Below are 21,224 nucleotides of genomic sequence, written 5' to 3'. Positions count from 1 at the left end.
CGTTCCTATTGCACATGTGCCATGCATCGCGTATAATCATTCAAGGTGTCAAGCACAAACATCGCGGGTGATGACCCGAAATCATGTCTGTACAACCGCCTCGCCAGTCCAGTTCAACGCACCAGGAAGACGAAACGCTGCTCGAAACGCTGATCAGCACGCCGCTTGCGCCGACGAAAGCATGGCAAAAGCCGATTGTGCTGCGTTCTCTTGATGAGCACCGTCGTTATGCGCTCAAAGGGTATCGCCTGCGCACATGGGTCGATCACTGGCTCCATCATGCAGAACGCCTGTTCAGCATTGCAGCGCTGTTGATCTTCATCGTATGGGCAGTGGACGGACCGATACGCGACTGGTGGCGCGCGCAGCAGGCGGTGCGGCATGCTGCACCGGTGCAGGCCGCTTTGCGCGCAACAGCAGTCGTGCGTGTATCGGCGCCAGCCACGCCTGACCGTGTTGTTCCCGCGAACGTGCCACTCCCATTCACAACGCCGGACATGCAGCAACCGCTGGCGTCGGAAGGGTTTCTTGCGCCGCGTGCGATCATCAGCGCGCCGGAAGACGGTCAGCGCGGATCGCTGCCCCATCGCCTGATCATTCCAGATATTGATCTCGATACGCCGGTTATCGAGGTATTTGTCGTTGATGGTGCATGGCAGGTCGCCGACTACGCCGCCGGGTATCTGCACGGCACAGGGTTGCCGGGCGATCCCGGCAACATGGCGCTGGCAGGTCATGCCGGTCTGCGCGGGGCAGTGTTCCGCGACCTGGGGCGCCTGCGCGCAGGGGCGGATATATTTGTCGATGCCGGTTCATGGCGGTATCAGTACCGGGTTCGTGATACGCGAAACGTCTGGCCCACGGAAGTCAATGTGCTCGATCCAACGCCAACGCCGACACTTACCCTGATCACCTGCACCAACTGGGATACGCAGCGGTTGATCGTCATCGGTGATCTGGTGGGGGCGCAGCTGCTGACGGGCGATTAGCGCAGCGCCTGGATCGCAAGGAGGAACGTTCCCATGCAGCGTCTCTCTGGTCGTCATCGTTCACCCCGCTCGGGGCGCGGGCGCGCGCCGGCGCGCTGGACATTCTACGAACTGGCGTTGATTGCCCTGAGCATCGCGCTGATCGTCTTCCCGCTGTATGCGGAGGTGTATCGCTGGGTGTATCCCGCCTTTGTTCCGGCTGCTCCGCGCGCACAGGAAGAGCCGCCGGGGGGCGCCACGCCTGCCCCGGCTGAAAGCGCCACCGATGCACCGACCAGTGTACCAACCAGTGCGCCAACCGATGCGCCAACCAGTGCGCCCGCAAATGAGCAAAACGAAACGCCGCCTGCGGAACCGCAGCAGCGCGCGACAGAAACGCCTGAACCAAGCCCGACGGCCGGACCAAGCCCGACGAGCAGCCCAACGTCGGTGAATACGCCGACGCCGACCAATACACCCACCCCGACGAGCGGTGGAGGCGCGACCCCGACGCCGACCAATACACCCACTCCAACGAGCGATGGAGGCGCGACCCCGACGCTTATCCCGACATTCTCGCCGACCAGAACCCCAACCCCATCGTCAACGCCCGGTTCCAGTCCAACGCCGGTGTTGGATGTTCCGCCACTGACCCTCTCGAAGTCTGCGTCGGTGCAGTTTGCTTCACCGGGCCAGGAGTTCACCTATTCTCTGGCAGTCGGCACGAATTCATCGGTTCCAATGCAGATCGAGGTGCGCGACCCGATCAACGCGCAACTCGAGGTAATCGGAACAAGCGCCTCGAACGGTTCATGCCAGGTGAGCGGCAATACGGTGGTGTGTAACGTTACCGCGATTGTCAATCAACCGGTATCGATCAACATCAATGTCCGTGTGCGCCCTTCCGTGCAGTCGGAGGTGATTATTACCAATCAGGCAGCCGCTCAGGATGCCCGCAGTTTTACCGCAGCCTCGGATCCGGTGATTGTGCGTATACCGGGCGGCGGCGTTGTTCCGCCTACCCCATCGCCAGACCCCAACCGACCCACCCCGCCGCCGGTAACGCCGGTTCCTCAATCGCCCACGCCGCCATCAGCACCGACGCAACCACCGCAACCACCGCAACCGCCAGCCCCTCCCGGTGATGGCGGGGGCGCGCCGCCTGAAGGCGCACCTCCACTGCCGCCGCCGGTTGATCTGGTGCTTCCGCCAACCCCCGCGCCGGTTGCGCCTGCCACGCCGGTGGCGCAACAACCGCGTCCAACCCGCCCCGGCGGTACCGCTGCCCCCCGCACCGCAACTCCGGCAGCGTCACCAACCGCCATTGCTGCCACCGATGCAGTCTTTTTCCGAATGGCGAGCAACTGGGGCAGCGCCTTCCCCGGCGATGCGGTGACCTACGTGATCGCCGTGCGCAACACGCATCCCACCCAGGCGCTCCGCGACCTGGCGCTGCGCAGCGTCTTTCCGGCGAACCTGGAGATTACCGGGGTCTCTTCCCGTCCGATGGATCGCAACCCTTCGGGCACGTTCGGACCGAATGATTTATCTCGTGCCGATAACCGCGTCTCACTCGGTGTCGTGAGGTCGTCTGCAGGACGACCGCGTAAACTGGCGCTGCGCAGCGTCTTCCCGACAAACCAGGAGATCAACGGACTCTCCTCCGGTTCAGCCAATCTTAGCCGTGCAGTCGGGTTTGATCCGGGCGTCCCTTCCCTTGAAGGTAATCGCGTTTCGCTCGGTATCGCCGAGTTACCTGCCGGGCAGGGATTCGAGGTCATCGTTCAGACCAGGATCAAACCAACGGTTCCCGCCGGAACGCGGATTGTGGCGCAGGCGGAGTTGACCTTCGCCGGTCTCGCCATCCCGCTCTACTCCAATATTGTGACCGTTGATGTGGTCAATGCAGTGCAGGCGCAGGTGTTGCCGACGAATACCGCGACGACTGCGCCAACCGCAACGCCGACCGTTACTGCCGAACCAACCCAGCCACCGGCGACCGAAGCGCCGACGGTCGTCGTCGAAGCGGCGCAGCCGGTGGCGGTCGTCCCAACCGCGACCTCCGGCGCAGCCGGAAGCGCGATCGGTCCGGCGCCAGTCGCGCCGTTGCCAGCGACCAGCACAGGCGTGCCGCTGGCGGGGTTTGCACTACTCGGCGCGACCCTGCTGGCGCGGACATGGCGCCTCCACCGCGCCCGGTCTCGTATCTGAGGCGCTGGCGCGTAATCCAGTATCGTGACGCCAGGGCAGGTGCAGGCAACGTCTGCACCTGCCTTTGATGTTGCGCGCACCCTCCGGAATCTACCGACATCCACATTGCGTTCAGCGCGTATCATGAACGCTGTGAGTATCGCCGCAAGTGCAGGAGAAAACAAGTGTGGCTGATTGTTGGGCTTGGCAACCCTGGCGACACCTACGCCCGGACGCGCCACAACATCGGGTTTCGCGTCGTCTCAGAACTGGCGCAGCGACACCGGCTCGAATTCACACACAAACGCGCACATGCACGGATTGCTGAAGGGATCATTGCCGGGCAGCGGGTGGCGCTTGCGCTTCCCCAGACCTATATGAACCTCAGCGGACAGGCGGTTGTCGGATTGCGCCAGTGGTACAAGATCGACCCGGCAACAGAGTTGCTGGTTGTGTATGATGACGTCGATCTGCCGTTCGGCGTTCTTCGTTTGCGCGAACGCGGCAGCGCAGGGACGCACAACGGCATGCGCTCGATCATCACCCTGCTCGGCTCGCAGGTCTTCCCTCGATTGCGGATCGGCATCGATCGTCCGCCGCCTGCGTGGGATCTGGCGGACTATGTGCTGGGACGTTTCACTCCGGAACAGGAAGCGCAATTGCCGGACATCATGCAAAAAGCGGCGGATGCGCTGGAGACCGTCGTGCGTGAAGGGATGGCTGTGGCGATGAACCGGATCAACGCGCCGCCGCCGAAGCCGAAGCGTGAGCAAAAGCGCTCGTCAGATGCGCCCGACTCGTCGTCCGATACGAACACGAGCAATGCGTCTGATGGATAAACTTCTGGTTGTGAAATTGATCGCATTCCGTTATCGAACTGTACAGACACCCGTCGTGCACCTGTTGTATAGTATGGCGTGATGCTATAGAAACGCCAGCGTCGGCGATCATGCAATGAAGCAGGTAGAGCCATATGAACACCAACGATCTGCGAACGTTTCAGTCACAACCCGAACTGCGCGCTATCCTCGAAGAGCGCGCGCGTGCGCTTGCAGCGCACGATGTCACCGACACGGCAACCGGCGGCGAGGTGATGATCCGTTTTCGTCTGGGTGACGAGCGATATGCGCTTCCGGCGCGTTACGCGCGCGAGGTGCAACCGCTGCGCGCATACACGCCGTTGTTCCGCGCGCCGCCGTTCATCGTCGGGCTGGTCAACATCCACGGGCGTCTGCTGACCTGTCTCGATCTGCGTCCACTGCTCGATCTGCCGGTCGATCCGCCTTCTCCCGGCTCGTTCCTGATCGTGCTCCAGGGGACAGGCGGCGATGCAGTGCTGCTGGCGGACAGCATTCTGGATATGACATCAGATACGCCTGAACTCAGCCCTGCACCCGTCACGACTGCAAACGCCGCCATCTCGTGGATCCGTGGCGTGGACCGCGATCTGTCCATCGTGATCGACCCGGTTGCACTGCTCGCCGATCCGCGTCTGATCGTCGACCATCAGGCGGTCGCCTGAGATTATCGTTCGGCGTCTTCTTCCTGTCCAGAAACCGTCGTGCATGGCACGACGGTTATGTTGCTATCTCCATCGTGTGCTGAGCGAGGATGGTATGAAACTCTCGATCCGCTTCAAACTCCTCGGCGCTTCTGGACTTACACTGGCGCTCATGATCGTCCTGGGCGTGATTGCGCTCTATCAGATGGATCTGATGAATGATCGCGCCCAGCACTTGAGCGGGAATATTGTGCCGGCGACACGCACCAGCAGCGATATGCGGCGTATTGTCAACCGGCATCGCAGTCTGGCGGCGGTGCGCATCGCCGATCCGCGTCCCGAACAGGTGACTCGCACGAATAGCGAGCGGCGTGAACTCGAGACCGAAATGGAAGCCCTGTTGCAGAAGTATGAAACATTTATCGTAACGGATATTGAGCGTGAACTATACACGCGCATCCGCAAAAACTGGAGCGCATATATTGAGGAGGTTGGAACAAAGATCTTTGAGACCGATGATCCGCAATCTGCACTGGCCGTCTTCGTCGGGCTGAAACCGTTATTCGATCAGTTGAACCAGGATACCACCGCGCTCGAGCGGGAGAACAACCGTCAGGCGCTCGAAGCTACCGGCGCAGCACAGGAAGCGTACCGCAGTGCCACCATGACGATCACCGGATTGCTGGTTGTGGCGCTGGTTGTTTCTGCGGTGGTCGGCATCGCCCTGGCATCGATGATTGCGCGAAGCATCGGGCGTCTGACCGAAGCGACGAACGCAGTGGCGCAGGGCGATCTGTCGCGTGAAGTTCAGGTGTCATCGGATGACGAAATCGGAATGCTCGCCGCTGCCTATAATCAGATGGTCGCCAGTCTGCGCGCCAGTCGCGCTGCGGAGGCGGAGGCGCGCGAAGCCGAAGCGCGATTGCGTCAGGCGGAAGCCGAGAGCCGTCGGATGCTGGAAGAAACAGTCGCCGAATATCTGGCGTTCACCCGGCGCATCGCCGAGGGCGATCTCTCCCGACGCCTGGAAGTACGCCAGAACGGGGCGCTTGGGCAACTTGGCGAGGGCTTGAATGCCATGGTCGCCAGTCTGCACACCATGACGCTCCAGATTCAGCAGGCAAATGCCGCGATCGCCTCCGCCGCCGCCGAAATTCTTGCCGCCACGACGCAACAGGCGGCATCGGCGACCGAACAATCCGCCGCGATTACCCAGACATCGACGACCATTGAAGAGGTAAAGGCGATTGCGCTTCAGACGGCGCGCCAGGCGGCGCAGGTGGCGCAGGATAGCCAGACTGCGCTTCAGGTGGCGCGTCAGGGCGCAAAAGCGGTTGAAGACACGATCAACGGCATGGGGCAGATCCGCGCGCGGGTCGAGAGCATCGCCCAGACGATCCTTTCGCTGGCGGAGCAAACGCAGGCGATCAGCGCCATCACCACCACCGTCGCCGAACTGGCCGACCAGTCGAATATGCTGGCGCTGAATGCCGCCATTGAGGCAGCGCGCGCTGGCGAGCAGGGCAAGAGTTTTGCCGTCGTGGCGCAGCACGTGCGTGATCTGGCGGAACGCTCGAAAGCGGCAACGGTTCAGGTGCGTGAGATTCTGAGCGAAATTCAGCGCGCGACCAACGCTGCCGTTATGGTGACGGAGGAAGGAACGAAAGGTGTTGAGCAGGGAGTGAGTCTGGCGACCCGCGCCGGTCAGGTGATCCATCAAATGTCGAACGAGGTTGAGAGCGGAGCGCAGGCGAATGTGCAAATGGCGGCCGCCGCCCAGCAACAAACCGCAGGCATGGATCAGATCGCTCAGGCGATGACGTCCATCCAGCAGGCGACAACCCAGGCGCTCGCCAGTACGCGCCAGGCGGAACGCGCAGCGCAAGATCTGCACACACTCGCTCAATCGTTGCAGGCGACGATTGCCAGGTATCGACTCTAGCAGGCAGGTGCGGCGGTATGGAGAACGACGATGACATCATGGCGCAGGTCTTTGCCGCCTTTTGCGAAGAGCAGGCGGAGCATCGCGCCGCAATCGCGTCATTGTTGCTCGAAATGGAGCAGCATCCCGATCATCCCGATGATCGCGCGCTGGTCGACCAGCTTTTTCGCGCTGCGCATAGCCTGAAAGGCAGCGCCCGCGCGGCCGGTTTGCCGGGTATCGAGCAGATTGCGCACGCCATCGAGGATCTGTTTGCCGCGCTGCGAGAGCGTCGCCTGCGCGTGACGCCAGCGTGGTGCGACCCGGTGTACGCCGCGCTGGACGTGATCGGCGTTCTGGTGGATCGGGCGATTGCCCATCACCCGCCGGACGACGCCCTTATCGAGACGACGGTTCACCGGTTGCGCGCCGTCCTTGCGCAACCGCCGTCGGAACAGGAGTTGGCGGAACGCACAGAAGGCGCCGCAATCCCCGGCGACGAGACGTCGGTCGTTTCTGCCGGTCTTCCTGCGGCGCCGACCGGCATTGGGGAGGTGACCACCGTTCGCCTTGCGATCGAGGTACTGGACACCCTGCTCAACGATGTCGGCGAACTGATGACCGGGGTGATGCGAATACGCGCTCAGGCGCGCCGCATCCAGGATCTCAGCGGCATGTCGGCACCCTGGAAACGCCTCTGGCGTCAGGTGCGCCCGCTGGTTGCACAGTATCAGGCGCGCAGCAATGCCTTCCACCCGGTGGTGCATCACCTGGACATCCGTCCAATCACCCCTGAACGCTCTGGCGACGGGCTTCAGCAGCGTGACCTTCAGCAACTGGCAGGCGCACTAACCCGTGCAGCGGCACTGATTGATGAGATCGATCAACAGTTGACGGCATGTGCGCGTGATCTTGCTGCCGATCAATCGATGTTGAGCGCGGTCACCGACCGACTGCATCTCCAGATCCGGCGCGCTCGTATGCTGCCGCTGCGAACGATCTTTCAGCCACTGCGTCTGGTTGCGCGCGATGTCAGTCGCGGCGCCGGCAAACCGGTCGATCTGTTTTTCGACGATGGGGGCGCGGAAGCCGATCGTCAGGTGCTCGACACGCTGCGTGAAGTGCTCACCCATCTCCTGCGCAACGCCATTGATCATGGCATCGAAGAGGCCACGGTGCGCCAGCGCCATGGCAAACCGGAGCGGGGGGCGGTTCGCCTGAATGCAACCGTTGACGGCGACTGGTTGACGATTGAGGTTGCCGACGATGGCGCCGGGCTGGACGATGAGGCTATCCGACGTCGGGCGCTCGAACTGGGTTTGCTGACGGCGACCGATCTGGAGCGTCTTACGCCGACCGACGTTGCCAATCTCATTTTCCTGCCGGGCTTTTCGACACGCACAACGGCCAGCCATCTGTCAGGGCGCGGGGTTGGTCTCGATATCGTCCATTCGCATATCGAGCGAATGCAGGGCCGGATTCAGGTGCACAGCGCGCCAGGTGCAGGATGTCGCTTCGTGTTGAGCGTCCCAGTTTCATTGACCAGCGCCCACGGCTTGCTGGTGAAACTCGGGCAACACACATGCGCCGTGCCGCTGGAGTCGATCCAGCGGATTGTGGCAGTCCAACCCGGCGACGTGCGCGTCCTTGAAGGCAGGACGGTCGTTCTCGTGGACGGTCGTCCGGTGGTGCTGGTGCATCTGGCGGATCTGATGGAAGCCGGTGATGGGATGAGATCATTCTCACGCGGCGAGGAGCGCCGTCCGGCACTGTTGCTGGGAAGCGGCAGCGAACGCCAGGTGGCGTGTCTGGTCGATGGCGTGGTGGGTGAGCAAGAACTGGTGGTGCACCGGTTGCCGTTTCCGATCAGGCGGGTGCAGTTCATTGCCGCTGCTGCCATCCTGCCCGATGGCGCAATCGCGCCAATTCTGGACACGGTTGATATTGTACGGGCGGCATCGGGGGCGCAGCGTCTGCCGGCGCCGGTGACGCCTGATATCAGTCAACAGCGGCGCATACCGCAGATCCTGGTTGTGGACGACTCGCTGACGACACGGATGCTGGAGAAGAACATTCTCGAAGCGGCTGGCTACCAGGTGCATCTGGCGACCGACGGCGTCGAAGCGCTGGATGTTTTGCAGCGTCTATCCACGAATGGCGGATGCGATCTTGTGATCAGCGATATTGATATGCCGCGACTGAACGGCTTTGAGTTGACCGAGAAATTGCGCGCCGGTGAGCGTTTCAAACACCTGCCGGTTGTGCTGGTGACATCGCTCGATGCGCCGGAACACCGCGAACGCGGGGTGACCGTCGGCGCGGATGCGTATATCGTCAAGCGTGCATTTGATCAACAAACATTGCTGGACACCATCGCTCGTCTGATATGAGAGGGGGAAGCAATGACGCCACACATCCTGATCGTTGAAGATAGCCGGACGCAGGCGCTGCGCTTTCAGCTCGAACTCCAGCGCTGCGGCGCGCGCGTCGATATTGCCCGTGATGGCATCCAGGGGTGGGAGTGCGCCCGTGCATTGCGTCCCACAGCGATCGTGCTTGACATCGATCTGCCGGGCATCGATGGATATACCCTCTGCCAGCGCCTGAAGCAGGAACCGGCAACATCTGCCGTGCCGATCATCATGCTCACGCATCGAGAAGATGCACGCAGTGCGCAGACCGGGCTGGAGGCCGGCGCCGACGATTACATTCCCAAAGACGAGTTCGCCGAACAGAATCTTATCGAGTCGCTGCGCGCTCTCGGTGTGTTGACGCAGACGTGAGGTTTCATATGGCACACAGCATGGCTCCGGATACGCACCAGGTGCGTGTTGCGTCAGGGTACGATGTGGTACTCGTGCGCCAGCATATGCGGCAGATGGCGCGGGAAGCCGGTTTCAACCTGCCATCGCAGGCGCGTATGACTGCTGTGGTCAGCGAAATCGCGCGTGTGGCGCTCGAACATCACTGGAATGCGCATTTTACGTTTCGCCTGTCCTGTCATCGCGGGTGGAGCGTGATCGAAGTGCAGTGCATTTCCGACAGCATCCGGCGGGACGGCAATACGCTGGCGCATCTCACACACGATGTCCAGGCGCTGGTTGGCGACAATGTACTGACGACGAATCAGGCGGCCGGCCAACTGACCCTGCGTTTTCACACATAGCCTGACGATAAACGATGGAAACTCAGATGACAATGCAGACACTGGTGGTCTGTCGCATCGGGGTGCAGGATTATGCGTTGCCGCTCGATGACGCGCTGCGCGTGGTGCGGTTGCCGGCGCTGACCGCCGTCCCCGACAGTCGCCCGGAAGTGTGCGGACTGATCAATCTGAACGGACGCCATCTGCCGGTGATCGATGGCTGGCGGTTGGTCGGAGAGCCGCCGCACTACGACGTGACCAACCATATCGTCATTATCGGCGACGATCAGGATCACACGACACCGGCGCTGGGTCTGCTGGTCGACGAAGTGTATGGTCTCGCGCAGCATCCGTCGTCGGCAATCCATCCGTTGCGCGACAATTATGCGGGCGCTCTCTTTTGCGGCATCATCCATCTGGAACAACGATCATGCCTGGTGTTCAATGTTGCTGAACTGCGAAGGATGGTCTTGTGAACAAGGCGGCGTCGCCGATCCGCGTGCTGCTGGTGGAAGACTCGCCCGGTCAGCGCGCATTGCTGGTTGGGTTGCTCAATGCGAGCGACTCGTTCACCGTGGTTGGCGTGGCGGGGAATGGTCGTCAGGCGGTGCAGGAGACACTACGTTTACGCCCAGATGTGATCGCTATGGACATTCATCTCCCGCTAATGGATGGCTACGAGGCGACCCGCGAGATCATGCAGCGCTGCCCGACGCCGATTGTCCTGATCAGCGCCAGCGCCGGCGAGAAGAAGTTGATCGACGCGCTGGCAGCCGGCGCTCTGACCGTCATTCGCAAGCCGGGAGGTCGTCACGCCGATCCTGACGAGCGCGAGACCTTTCTGAAAACGTTGCGGATCATGGCGGGCGTGCGGGTCGTCACACGCTTCGCACCGCGCGTGCCTCCGCGATCCTCAACAGGGCATGTGCAGAAGGCGCCGGCGCCGGGCGCTGCGCAGGTACTGGCGATTGCAGCATCGACCGGCGGACCGGCGGCGGTGCAGACGGTTATCAGCGGACTGGGAGCGCAGTTTCCGCTGCCTGTGTTGCTGGTGCAGCACATTGCGCGTGATTTCGTGGCGGCGCTCCAGGACTGGCTTCAGCGAACGACGCCGCTGCCGGTGCGGGTTGCGACCCACGGCGAACGTCTGGCGCCTGGATGCCTGTACCTGCCGCCGGACGGCTTTCACCTGCTGGCGGGCAGGCGCGGCTTTGTCGAGTTGCGTCCGGCGCTCGCCGGAGACCGGTACTGCCCTTCCGCCGATCTGCTGTTCCATTCGGTAGCGCAGGCATATGGCGCACACGCAATCGGTGTGATTCTGACCGGTATGGGAGACGATGGGGCGCGCGGTCTCAAAGAACTCCGCGACCGAGGCGCCGTCACCATCGCTCAGGACGAGGCGAGTTGCGTTGTCTACGGCATGCCGCGCAGCGCTGTCGAAGCCGGCGCGGTGGTGCAGGTGGCGGCGCTTGACGAGATCGCACCGCACATACTGACGCTGATACCTGCATGAGCACGACATTGACGAGCGATCTCTTTCGGCGATTTCGTGATCTGCTGCTGACCCGCAGCGGTCTCTACTTTCCCGACCATCGGCAGAACGATCTCCACCACTGCCTGATGTCGGTTTTGCCCGCCACCGGTTGCACGTCGCTCGAAGCGCTGTACACTGCTGCGGTTGCCAGCGAGCGCGTGCTGCATACGATTATCGAGAGCGTCACCGTCGGTGAAACCTATTTCTTCCGCAACGCTTCGCAGTTCGCCGCGCTGCGGGATCGGATCATTCCCGACCTGATAGCCCGACGGGAGGCGATCCGGTCACTGCGTTTCTGGAGCGCCGGCTGCTCCACAGGAGAAGAACCGTACTCGCTGGCGATCCTGCTCCGCGATACGCTTCCTGATTTCGACAACTGGCAGATCACCATCCTGGCAACCGATATCAATGCTGGATTCCTGGAACGGGCGCGCGCGGGGGTGTACGGCGCGTGGTCGTTTCGCGAGACAGAGCCGACAGTGCGTGATCGTTACTTTGAACCCGTCGAAGTCGCGCGCTGGCGGATTCGTTCGGACATCCGTCGTCAGGTGCTGTTCACGCGGCTGAACCTGGTCGAGGACGAGTATCCTGCCGTGATGAACGGCACAAGTATGCAGGATGTCATTCTGTGTCGCAACGTGCTGATCTATTTCGACGACGAGACGATTCGCGCAGTTGTGCGCCGCCTGTATCGGGCGCTCACCCCCGGTGGCTGGCTGATCGTCGGGCATGCCGAGGCGCGTTCCGACTTTTTTGCCCGTTTCGAGGTGATCAACTGTCCGGGTACGGTCATCTATCGCAAGCCGCTCAACGCACCGCTCTTCGATGAGACGGCGGTTCCCCCGCTTTCGCCAGCGCGCACCACGCCCGTTTCGCTGCCGAATGTCTCTTCCAGCGATGTTTCGTCAGATCTCCCTGCACTGCCGGTTGCGTTGTCATCTTCTGAACCGGCGCCGGTGAGGGCCGCCGACGCCGACGCTCAGGCGTTCGACGACCTGCAAGCCGCGCGGCAGGCAGCCGATCGCGGCGATCTGGAAGAAGCGTTGCGCCTGTGTGCGACTATTATCCAGCGTGAGCCGCTGCGCGCTGAGGCGCATCTGCTCACCGGACAGATTCTGGAGCAACAGGAGCGTTTCGATGAAGCGCTCGCCGCCTACCGACGCGCCATCTATCTCGATCACACACTGTACCTTGCATCGCTGGCAATGGCGGGCATCTTGCAGCGCACCGGTCACACCGATGATGCGCGTCGCGCATACCAGCGGTTGCTCCGTTCACTCGCAACCCTTCAGCCGGACGCGCCGGTTCCTTCGCTAAACGGCGCGACAGCAGCGGAACTCCAGATGTTTATTCGCAATCGGATGGCAGCGTTAGGCTCGTGACGTGAACACCATCACGGATTCAACTCCACCACCTGCGCCTTTACCAGGTACACCACCCGTTCGCCGATATTCGTCGCGCGATCTGCGACTCGCTCCAGGTAGTGCGCCGCAAACAACAAGCCTGCATTCCACGCAACGGTGAGAGGGTTCTGTGCCATCTGGTGCGTGAGCATCGTTTCCACACACTCATACAGCCGGTCGACTTCATCGTCGTCCGCAGCAAGCATCTCAGCGGTGGCGCTGTCTCTGGCAGCGAAGGCATCGAGCGCTTTTTGAAGCATTGCCATCGCCATCCGCGCCATACGTTCCATTTCAGCAGGAAGCGCAGGTTCTGGCGCAGGCGTATCGCGCAGCGCCATCCGGGCAATCCCTTTGGCATAGTCTGCAATGCGCTCAAGCTCGCCAGCGATCTCAATGGCAACAATCAACCGACGCATGTCAGAGGCAACCGGTTGCTGGGTAGCGATCAGTCTCAATGCGTGCGCCTCGATGTCGCGCTCGACCTGATTGATCTCCCTATCGTGCTCAATCACGCGCTGTGCGCGTTGCATATCACGCCTGCTCAATGCCTGGAATGACTCCCGGATCGCCTGGATGACCATATCGCCGAGATTGTACAGTTCCGCCGTCAATGTTTCCAGATCCTCATCGAAGTGGACTCGCGCTCGCATAGATCACCTCCTGAGCGCGAGGGAGTGGGTGCTGCGCTGCACCATGTGCCGCCATTGGTCCCTCGCACTCTTTATCATACACCCGGCAGCGTATCGTGCGAAGAAATGCTTCGCAATCCGGTGAACAGATTCGGCGACCCGACGAACGGGGGCTTTCAAGAGCGATTTTCTGCATTTCCGTGCGCCTTTGTCCCTCATCCCCCCAACCCCCTTCTCCCACAAGGGGAGAAGGGGGCGTTTGGGCGTGCTGATGGCTGAAACGGGCGATGGCGCGCAGGGGCTTGCCCAAACATCTACCCCTGTAAGCGTGCACAGGAGAGGATGGAACTGGACTTCCTGATGCCCCACGTGGGGAGTGCGAGACCAGGAGACGCCAGAAAACGCTCTACCTGTAATCTCATCCTGCCAGGTGGGTGCTGCCGCCTCTTTTTCTGCGAATAGTGAGCGGTCAACCGACGTGCTTTGCGTATGAGTGTATCGTGTACAATACGTTCCGGCGGATATGCGCCCCTTTCTGCGCCGTTTCTGTGATACGAGGTTCCAATGCTTTCCTATCACATGCCGCTTCCCGGTCCCTGGGAATTTCGTTTCGACGATCAATCCGATTGGACGCCGATCACCGTTCCTGGCTGTTGGGAAGATGCCGGTTTCCCGAAGGATCGCGCCGGTCCGGCGTGGTATCGCACGACATTCGTTCTTCCGCAAGAACTGGCAGGACGTCGTCTCTTCCTGCGCTTTGGCGCCGTCAGTTACCATTGTGAAGCATTCATTGCGCGCGATTCGGGCGAGATGCGCAGTATTGGCACACACACCGGCATGTGGGACACATTCGACCTGGCGCTTGGCGATGCAGCGGCAGCCGGTGAGTGCGTCACACTGCTGGTGCGCGTTGAAAAACCGGCAAGCCTGACGGGAGGACCGGAGTCGCCGTCGCAGCCGGGGCGCTTCCCACTGCGCGAGACCCTCGCCGGTTTTCTGCCGTATGTCTGGGGGCATAGCCACGGTGGAATCTGGCAGGAGGTTGCGCTGGTCGCTGCTGGCGGAACCCGCTTCCTCGATGCATGGGTGCGCGGTTCAGCCGATGGGTATGTCTTCGTGGAAGCAGAGCTCGACGGTCCGGCGCGGGTAATGCTGGAGTTGTACCGACCCGACGGCGGGTTCATTCTGTCTGCCGAAGAAGATGCCGTGCGTGAGGACACGCCGACTGGAGAACGCTACATGCTGCGGATGAACGGTCCTATTCCTGATCCGCGCCCCTGGTCGCCCGCCGACCCCGCGCTCTACCGCGCTGTGCTGCGCGCTGGTCACGACGACCGGGTTGAACTGCGCTTCGGGTTGCGCTCGTTCGAGGCGGACGGAACAATGCTGCGGCTCAACGACAAACCAATCTACCCGCGCATGATCCTGTCGTGGGGATGGCGCTGGGAAACATTCGCCCCCAATCCCGGCGTGGAACGGGTGCGCGTCGATTTCGAGCGCCTGAAGCGCCTGGGGTACAACGGCATCAAGTGCTGCCTGTGGTTCCCGCCGCAGTACTACTTCGATCTGGCGGACGAAATGGGCATGCTGGTGTGGGTCGAGTTGCCGATGTGGCTGCCCCGCGTGACCGACCACTTTCGCCAGCAGGTGTACGTCGAATACGAACGCCTGATCCGCCAGGCGCGCCGTCATCCGTCGGTCGTGATCTACAGCCTGGGGTGTGAACTGGGAAAGGACGTCGGCGCCGACATCCTTGGCTCGCTGTACGCAATGACGCGCAGTATGTGCGGCGAGGCGCTGGTGCGCGATAACAGCGGTTCAGGCGAGGCGTATGGCGGCTTGCTCAACGAGTTTGCTCAGTACTACGATTACCATTTCTATGCCGACCTGCACTTCTTTCGCGGTCTTCTCGACGCTTTTACACCGCGCTGGCGCGGGGCGCACCCCTGGCTGTTCGGCGAATACTGCGACTATGACACCTTTCGTGATCTGCGGCGCTACCGCAACGTTGATGGTTCGCGTCCCTGGTGGTTGAGCGCCGATGAGACGATCAACCCGACCGGTGCACGCTGGATGAACGAAGCGCCCTTCCTTGAGGAACGGCTGCGCGCCCAGGGATTGTGGGAGCGCAGCGCCGAACTCGAAGCCATTTCCTACGCCCATGGACTGCTTCACCGCAAGTGGACGGTCGAACTGACACGCGCCTACCGCGAAATTTCCGGCTATGTCATCACCGGTGAAGCGGATACGCCGATCTCCAGCGCCGGTATGTGGGACGCAACCGGAGCGCTCAAATACGATCCCACCGAATTTCGACGCTTCAACGGCGACCTGGTGGCGCTCATCGGGTGGGATCGGCGGCGCGATTGGGTGCGCGGCGGCGATCGCGTGGCGTGGTGGGATGTCTGGAGTTACACCGCCGGCGCGCTCGTCCGTCCACATCTGATCGCGTCGCACTACGGCGCGGAGAGCGGGCCGGCGCGCGCGGTCTGGAGCATTGCCTTCGACGACAGACCGCCGTTCGCGTCCGGTGAAGTAACGACCGACCGCGACCTGATGCCGGGAGAGGTGCGCGAAATCGGCGTGGCGGAGTTCACTGCGCCCGACGTGAGCGCGCCACTGCGTGCAACCTTGCAGGTAACGCTGAGCGTCGGCGCCCAACAGACAGAAAATGCGTGGTCACTCTGGTTCTTCCCCGCCGATTTCTGGGCATCCGTGCAGCATGTCGCACTCTACGATCCGATAGGACGGCTGCGCGACCTGGCGCGTCTTGCGCCGCAGGCAGTGGAAGTCCTGCATGGCGATCTGCGGGGTGACGCGGGAGCGCGCATCAATCTGCGCGGATCGACATTTGTTGTTGTCGCCAGCGCCTGGACGCGCGCATTATCGGCGTATACCCGATCCGGAGGGCGTGTTGTGCTGATCCAGGACGGCGACGGTCCTCCAGGACCGGTTGCAACGGCGGCGATGCCGTTCTGGCGCGAAGCGTTGCGACTCTGTGAGCCGCATCCGGCGTGGGGCGACTTCCCACACGATGGATGGGCCGGATTGCAGTTCTTTGGGTGCGCAACCGACCATGCGCTCGATACGCAACCGCTCGGCGGGTTGAGCCGCCCGATCCTGCGCCGGATCGACACCCGGACGGCGGCGGTTCACGATTATGCTGCTGAACTGACGTGGGGCGATGGACGGGTGATCGTCAGCACCCTTCGTCTCTACGGCGGCGCAGGTGAACAACCTTCCGGCATCGCCCGCAACACCGCAGCCGCGTACCTGCTGCTGTGCTGGGTGCGGTATCTGCAAGGTTGAACGTCGGACATGTCGTGGGGTGCGCGCCCTCCCGACAACCGGTTTCTTCGTAGTTGATGCACCATCGGTTGACAGTTTGACGGTGACGGCGCCACTAAAATGGAGATTGAGAAATAAATCCGCTATCCCGCGCCAGCCGTCGGGCTAAAGCCCTCGGCTATGGAATGCGAAGCCCGCCTGCGCGCCACGCGAACTCCAACGGTGACCCTGTTAACCATTCGGTTGTCGGCTATCGGCTATCGACTATCGACCATCGGCTATCGACCATCGGCTATCGGCTACGAGAAGCCCTCGACTATGCAGGACAAAGCCCGCCTGCACGGGAGAGAGCGGACTATGTATTCAAAGACCATAATAGCGCGTTGGAATGTGCGTTCCAACGTTACCGTCTCAACTGCTCCAGCATAGGACGCAATTTGTATTTCTTGTAGTGTTTCTGGATCAGATCGTTCAAGACGGTATTCCAGACATCGTGCTGACCGCTTACGAGGAGGATGTCCCGTCCTTGCCGCAGCCACGTAATGGCGTTGATATACGCTGAGGCAAGCCCCCTGTCCATGATCGCAGCCGCCTGGCGATAGCACTGTTCAAACGCCCAACGAGGATGGGTCGCCCTGACAGCATCGATGACCTGACCCAGTTTGCTCGACCACGGATTTTTCTCAACCAGCGCCATCGCCTTATCGAACATCTGCTCCATAAGGTAGATCTCCACCTGCTCATCAATATTATTAATATTGGCGGATGCCAGTTCGACCGTTTGCAGCGCCTGCTCACGATGACGATCCCACTCGTCGTGCAACCATGTTCGTAACCAGCGATAATGCTCTGCCAGGGGATACGCGCCAAGTGCGATCCAGCCAGCGTGAAGCGCAAGATCACGGCGTCCATGGCGGGCTGCTTCATCACGCAACCACCGGGCGAGACCTTCTCTCTGGCGGTGCGGCGCATTCAGGGTCAGTCCATGGGTTGCCAGATCGAGCGCCTTTTCGACGTCACCGTGGTCGATCAGGGTTTGCGCGATGGCAAGAATGTCGCCGAGATCGGTCAGGTACGTGCGCGCTTCCGCCGCAGCTGCTTCACGTCTGCCCAGGGTCACGAGCATCTTCAGATAATCGAGGAATCGCCGCTCAGCCCGCGCCAGGTTGAGATACTCTTCATAGCGGCCGCGCGCTTGCAGGATACGCAGGCGAATGGTCACGAGTTTGTCGGCGAACCTGGGGCGATCTCCTTCCCAGATGCCGTGCTCGCCAGGGTGACCCTGCATTGCCGCGACGAGAGGCGGATAGCGCCAGCCCTGTTCAGCGGCCGTAGCAGCGATCAGCAGCGCATATCCGCCCCCCAGAGCATCATTCCACGTCTGCAACGTTCTTGCCCAGCGCTGGCTTTCCTGCGGCTCAAGGTCGGCGCGGAGCAGCGCTTCAGCCCATAGCTCGCCCCACGTCGCCAGCGTATCGCTGGCGAACCCAATCACGTCACCCATGGAGTCGTGGTCGATCCACTGGCATCCATCCAGCCAGGCAATCGTTCCCGCCTCCAGAACGGCAAGGGCGCCACGTGCATCATCGGCGCTCAAAAGATCGCCGACGACCTCGATTGCGGGCATCAACGCCTCTCCCAGATCGATGACATCCTCATAGTAGTCACCGGTATCGTAGTCTCTGAGCAGGCGACGCATATCGGCTCTGATCCGACGTTGCAGCACTGCCAGATCGACCGGCAGAGACACAGTGGCGCTCGTGGACGGGGTTGCGAGCGTCGCCAGCAATTCCTCAACATCGTCGATCAGGTCGGGATGCACGGCAACCAGTTGCACCACGAGTCTGGTCAGTTGTTCGGCGTCCAACGGGGCAAGCAGGCTGGTCAGATCTGGTCGCTGTTCCACCTGCTCGGGTCGGTTGAGCAGGTACAGCAGAGTCGCCACAATGTGCTTGCAATCGCCGCCCCAGTCATACGGGCAGGTGCATTCGGCGTTGATGATGGCGCCCTGCGCGTCAAAGCGAACAGTCACACGGTACAGTTCGTGGTGAGAACCGACGACCTGAGCGGTAAGGACTCCCTCCCGCCAGACGACCTGGCGGACTGCTCCCTGCGCAAAGTACGCCAGCCCGCGTGTCCAGGATTGCGCTCCGGCGCGTTCGCGAATCTGCTGCTTATCCAGATCCGGCAATCGTGACACGTCAACTCCTCCGGGCACACATAATGGGCATGTTTCCATACCGGATTGTACCACGTCGTCCAGGAAGATGGGTGTGACCGCGCCGTTTGCGCTCTACGGTCTTCCGACCATCGTCCGTCTACTCAATTCACCACCACTGACAAGCAGCGCTCACGTGCCACGGCGGTTTCCTTCCGCTGCGCCGTGCGCCGGTTGTATGCTATAATGCCTCGTCGAAGGAAAGGAACAGAGCGCAACCAGGGTTCAAGACCGATGCGGTGCCCCTACTGTCAGCATCCCGACAGCGACGTCATCGACACACGCAAACTCCACAATGGCGAAACGATCCGCCGACGGCGCAAGTGTGAAGCGTGCGGGCGGCGTTTCACCACCTACGAGCGTGTCGAGATGGTCAGCATTACGGTCGTCAAAAAGAATGGCGAGCGCGAGCCATACGACCGTGAAAAGTTGATGCGCGGCGTGCGCACCGCATGCTACCGTCGCCCCGTTCCGGCACAGGCGCTCGAAGCGCTGGCGAACGACATCGAAGCCGAACTCATGGCGCGCGACGAGCCGGAAGTGCCGTCATCGCTGATCGGTGATATGGTCATGCGCCGGTTGCGCGCCATCGATGATGTTGCCTATATTCGTTTCGCCTCGGTCTATCGTTCGTTTGCCGACATTGGGAAACTGCGCGAAGCGGTTGACGAATTGCTGGGGCAGGGACATTGAAAGAGACGGAACAGATGAGCATAGACGTGTCCGATCAGCCACAACCATCGTCTCCTGAAGAACGCCGGGCGAGTCCCATCACGCGGTTTTTCGGCGAACTGAGCGCCGGGCTGCGCGAGATCCGCTGGATCATGGTGCTGCTGTACGGGATCGCTGGCGGCATACTGATGCCGTTATCACTCACCGTGGGCGGGTTTGCCGGATTCCTGGCAGGCATCGTCCCGGTTGGCGTCGGGTTGCTGCTGGCGCGGAATGTTCCCGGTCATTATGCACTGCATGGGTTCCTGACCGGTGCGCTGGCGTCGCTGGTGGCAGCCGCAACCCTCTGGTTCTTTATTTTCCAGACCCAGTTTGGCGTCAATGGGGCAGGCATGGTCGAACCGGGAACGCCGCCGTGGGACGCCTGGATGGTGCTCAGCGGCTTCTTCGGTTTTTCGCTGATCGTCTTCTGCACCTTCGGCGCCAGCACAGCCGGGCGCATTGAAGAGCGCAACCGTGCACTGCGTGAAGAGATCAAGCAGCGTGGCGGCGCCCTCGAACGACCGGGCGCGATTCGTGAGCCGGACGATATTCGCGGGCTATCATTGCCCCAACTCGGCTACTACGTCAACAATCTGTTCAAAAAGCAGGGGTTTACCTTCAAAGATTACCGCTTCCTGCACAAAGACAAATATCTTGATATCTGGATGGAATATAAAGAAGAACCCTGGCATTTGCGCCTGTCGGTCGCCGATAAAGTGGCGCCTGGAGCCGTCGAAAGCCTGATCCAGGAGATGAAGCGCGAAGGGTGCTCCAAAGGGGTGGTTATCACCTCGACCGAGTTTACACCCGGCGCGATCAAAGCGGCAAAGGATCGCCCTGTTGTGCTGATCGACGGCGCAACGTTGTATCAGATCGCCGAAAAGTGACCGACTGATTCGGAGCAGTTCGATGCAGATTTCTCTCAAAGACAGGATCGCGGTGGTCACCGGCGGATCGCGCGGGATCGGGCGAGCGATTGCGATGACCCTGGCCGCCGCCGGTGCAACGGTCGTCGTCAACTATCAGCGCAACGCCGCCGCAGCCGACGAAACCGTCGCTGCGATTACCGCCGCCGATGGCGCAGCGATCAGCATTCAGGCGGATGTGAGCGTATCCGCCGATGTCGAGCGATTGTTCAAGACGGTGCTCGATCAGTATGGCACGGTCGATATTCTGGTCAACAATGCTGGCATCACCCGTGACACACTGCTGCTGCGCATGAAAGAAGACGATTTCGACACCGTTATCGACACCAACCTGCGCGGCGTCTATCTCTGCACGAAGGCCGCGCTGCGACCAATGACCAGGGCGCGCAGCGGGCGCATCATCAACATCACGTCGGTAGTGGGACTGATCGGCAATGCGGGGCAGAGCAACTACGCCGCCGCAAAAGCCGGGATCATCGGCTTCACCCGCGCGGTTGCACGCGAAATGGCGTCGCGCGGCATTACGGTCAACGCAGTGGCGCCTGGCTATATCGAAACCGAGTTGACCGCCGGGCTCGGCGAACAGGTACGCGCCGCCATTCTCGAAGCCATTCCACTGGGGCGCCTCGGTACGCCGCAGGACGTAGCCAATCTGGTCTGCTTCCTGGCATCCGACGCGGCCGCATACATCACCGGTCAAACGCTGACCGTCGATGGCGGTATGGTCATGAACTAGCATTGTGCTTGACGGTGAACCTGAAAGACGGTAGAATACCGCGTCGAAGCG

The 21,224-nt window shown here is 61.5% G+C and carries 17 protein-coding genes; 15 read left to right on the top strand and 2 right to left on the bottom strand.

Translation table 11 applies throughout. The features are described from left to right. Window positions 1-83: 83 nt before the first annotated feature. The 11 genes from ROSERS_RS05175 (at window position 84) to ROSERS_RS05125 (ending at window position 12,641) form a co-directional block, all read left to right on the top strand. On the top strand, window positions 84-989 hold the full coding sequence (locus tag ROSERS_RS05175) for a sortase (RefSeq protein ID WP_011955765.1): 906 nt from the start codon (window positions 84-86) through the stop codon (window positions 987-989). Between the two features lie 33 nt (window positions 990-1,022). Then, window positions 1,023-3,179 (top strand): DUF11 domain-containing protein, encoded by a 2,157-nt coding sequence (locus ROSERS_RS05170; RefSeq protein ID WP_011955764.1) that lies wholly within the window; start codon window positions 1,023-1,025, stop codon window positions 3,177-3,179. 164 nt (window positions 3,180-3,343) lie between these two features. Then, window positions 3,344-3,997: an aminoacyl-tRNA hydrolase gene (pth, locus tag ROSERS_RS05165; protein ID WP_011955763.1), complete on the top strand. Its 654-nt coding sequence runs from the start codon at window positions 3,344-3,346 to the stop codon at window positions 3,995-3,997. A gap of 134 nt (window positions 3,998-4,131) precedes the next feature. Further along, window positions 4,132-4,680, top strand: a complete 549-nt coding sequence (locus ROSERS_RS05160; protein ID WP_011955762.1) for a chemotaxis protein CheW — start codon at window positions 4,132-4,134, stop codon at window positions 4,678-4,680. 94 nt (window positions 4,681-4,774) lie between these two features. Continuing rightward, on the top strand, window positions 4,775-6,601 hold the full coding sequence (locus tag ROSERS_RS05155) for a HAMP domain-containing methyl-accepting chemotaxis protein (protein WP_041333069.1): 1,827 nt from the start codon (window positions 4,775-4,777) through the stop codon (window positions 6,599-6,601). 17 nt (window positions 6,602-6,618) lie between these two features. After that, a complete protein-coding gene (locus ROSERS_RS05150; protein ID WP_011955760.1) occupies window positions 6,619-8,970 on the top strand; it encodes a hybrid sensor histidine kinase/response regulator in 2,352 nt (783 codons plus the stop codon). 12 nt (window positions 8,971-8,982) lie between these two features. Beyond that, a complete protein-coding gene (locus ROSERS_RS05145; protein WP_011955759.1) occupies window positions 8,983-9,363 on the top strand; it encodes a response regulator transcription factor in 381 nt (126 codons plus the stop codon). Between the two features lie 8 nt (window positions 9,364-9,371). Then, window positions 9,372-9,746, top strand: coding sequence for an anti-sigma regulatory factor (locus ROSERS_RS05140; protein WP_011955758.1), 375 nt, complete (start codon window positions 9,372-9,374; stop codon window positions 9,744-9,746). A 26-nt stretch (window positions 9,747-9,772) separates the two neighbouring features. Further along, window positions 9,773-10,201: a chemotaxis protein CheW gene (locus ROSERS_RS05135; RefSeq protein WP_232282769.1), complete on the top strand. Its 429-nt coding sequence runs from the start codon at window positions 9,773-9,775 to the stop codon at window positions 10,199-10,201. After that, on the top strand, window positions 10,198-11,238 hold the full coding sequence (gene cheB / locus ROSERS_RS05130) for a chemotaxis-specific protein-glutamate methyltransferase CheB (RefSeq protein WP_011955756.1): 1,041 nt from the start codon (window positions 10,198-10,200) through the stop codon (window positions 11,236-11,238). The genes ROSERS_RS05135 and cheB overlap by 4 nt, the downstream gene beginning before the upstream one ends. Further along, window positions 11,235-12,641, top strand: a complete 1,407-nt coding sequence (locus ROSERS_RS05125; RefSeq protein ID WP_011955755.1) for a CheR family methyltransferase — start codon at window positions 11,235-11,237, stop codon at window positions 12,639-12,641. Before cheB ends, ROSERS_RS05125 begins: the two co-directional genes overlap by 4 nt. Window positions 12,642-12,652: 11 nt before the next feature. Here the strand turns inward: ROSERS_RS05125 and phoU are convergent, their stop codons facing one another. Next, window positions 12,653-13,312, bottom strand: a complete 660-nt coding sequence (phoU, locus tag ROSERS_RS05120; protein WP_011955754.1) for a phosphate signaling complex protein PhoU — start codon at window positions 13,310-13,312, stop codon at window positions 12,653-12,655. A 543-nt stretch (window positions 13,313-13,855) separates the two neighbouring features. On the opposite strand from phoU, the gene ROSERS_RS05115 reads away from it, so the two are divergent. Further along, the gene (locus ROSERS_RS05115; RefSeq protein ID WP_011955753.1) at window positions 13,856-16,600 is read left to right on the top strand and encodes a glycoside hydrolase; all 2,745 of its coding nucleotides are present in this window, start codon (window positions 13,856-13,858) and stop codon (window positions 16,598-16,600) included. A 382-nt stretch (window positions 16,601-16,982) separates the two neighbouring features. On the opposite strand, the gene ROSERS_RS05110 is transcribed toward ROSERS_RS05115, so the two are convergent. Then, window positions 16,983-18,779 (bottom strand): SWIM zinc finger family protein, encoded by a 1,797-nt coding sequence (locus ROSERS_RS05110; RefSeq protein WP_041333064.1) that lies wholly within the window; start codon window positions 18,777-18,779, stop codon window positions 16,983-16,985. A 252-nt stretch (window positions 18,780-19,031) separates the two neighbouring features. On the opposite strand from ROSERS_RS05110, the gene nrdR reads away from it, so the two are divergent. From nrdR to fabG, 3 genes are read left to right on the top strand one after another with little or no spacing between them, the layout of a single operon-like run. Then, a complete protein-coding gene (gene nrdR, locus ROSERS_RS05105) occupies window positions 19,032-19,490 on the top strand; it encodes a transcriptional regulator NrdR (protein ID WP_011955751.1) in 459 nt (152 codons plus the stop codon). Between the two features lie 14 nt (window positions 19,491-19,504). Beyond that, window positions 19,505-20,398 (top strand): restriction endonuclease, encoded by an 894-nt coding sequence (locus ROSERS_RS05100; RefSeq protein WP_011955750.1) that lies wholly within the window; start codon window positions 19,505-19,507, stop codon window positions 20,396-20,398. A 28-nt stretch (window positions 20,399-20,426) separates the two neighbouring features. Beyond that, window positions 20,427-21,173 (top strand): 3-oxoacyl-[acyl-carrier-protein] reductase, encoded by a 747-nt coding sequence (gene fabG, locus ROSERS_RS05095; protein WP_041334817.1) that lies wholly within the window; start codon window positions 20,427-20,429, stop codon window positions 21,171-21,173. Window positions 21,174-21,224: the final 51 nt, after the last annotated feature.

The organism is Roseiflexus sp. RS-1, from assembly GCF_000016665.1.
Taxonomy (GTDB): Bacteria; Chloroflexota; Chloroflexia; order Chloroflexales; family Roseiflexaceae; genus Roseiflexus.
The sequence above is the reverse complement of the archived record's forward strand: the minus strand, read 5'-3'. Positions and strand labels throughout refer to the sequence as shown.

Coding starts and splice junctions, on each gene's coding strand:
- ROSERS_RS05175 (WP_011955765.1), top strand. CDS start 84: ATGTCTGTACAACCGCCTCGCCAGTCCAGTTCAACGCACCAGGAAGAC.
- ROSERS_RS05170 (WP_011955764.1), top strand. CDS start 1,023: ATGCAGCGTCTCTCTGGTCGTCATCGTTCACCCCGCTCGGGGCGCGGG.
- ROSERS_RS05160 (WP_011955762.1), top strand. CDS start 4,132: ATGAACACCAACGATCTGCGAACGTTTCAGTCACAACCCGAACTGCGC.
- ROSERS_RS05155 (WP_041333069.1), top strand. CDS start 4,775: ATGAAACTCTCGATCCGCTTCAAACTCCTCGGCGCTTCTGGACTTACA.
- ROSERS_RS05150 (WP_011955760.1), top strand. CDS start 6,619: ATGGAGAACGACGATGACATCATGGCGCAGGTCTTTGCCGCCTTTTGC.
- ROSERS_RS05145 (WP_011955759.1), top strand. CDS start 8,983: ATGACGCCACACATCCTGATCGTTGAAGATAGCCGGACGCAGGCGCTG.
- ROSERS_RS05140 (WP_011955758.1), top strand. CDS start 9,372: ATGGCACACAGCATGGCTCCGGATACGCACCAGGTGCGTGTTGCGTCA.
- ROSERS_RS05135 (WP_232282769.1), top strand. CDS start 9,773: ATGACAATGCAGACACTGGTGGTCTGTCGCATCGGGGTGCAGGATTAT.
- ROSERS_RS05125 (WP_011955755.1), top strand. CDS start 11,235: ATGAGCACGACATTGACGAGCGATCTCTTTCGGCGATTTCGTGATCTG.
- phoU (WP_011955754.1), bottom strand. CDS start 13,312: ATGCGAGCGCGAGTCCACTTCGATGAGGATCTGGAAACATTGACGGCG.
- ROSERS_RS05115 (WP_011955753.1), top strand. CDS start 13,856: ATGCTTTCCTATCACATGCCGCTTCCCGGTCCCTGGGAATTTCGTTTC.
- nrdR (WP_011955751.1), top strand. CDS start 19,032: ATGCGGTGCCCCTACTGTCAGCATCCCGACAGCGACGTCATCGACACA.
- ROSERS_RS05100 (WP_011955750.1), top strand. CDS start 19,505: ATGAGCATAGACGTGTCCGATCAGCCACAACCATCGTCTCCTGAAGAA.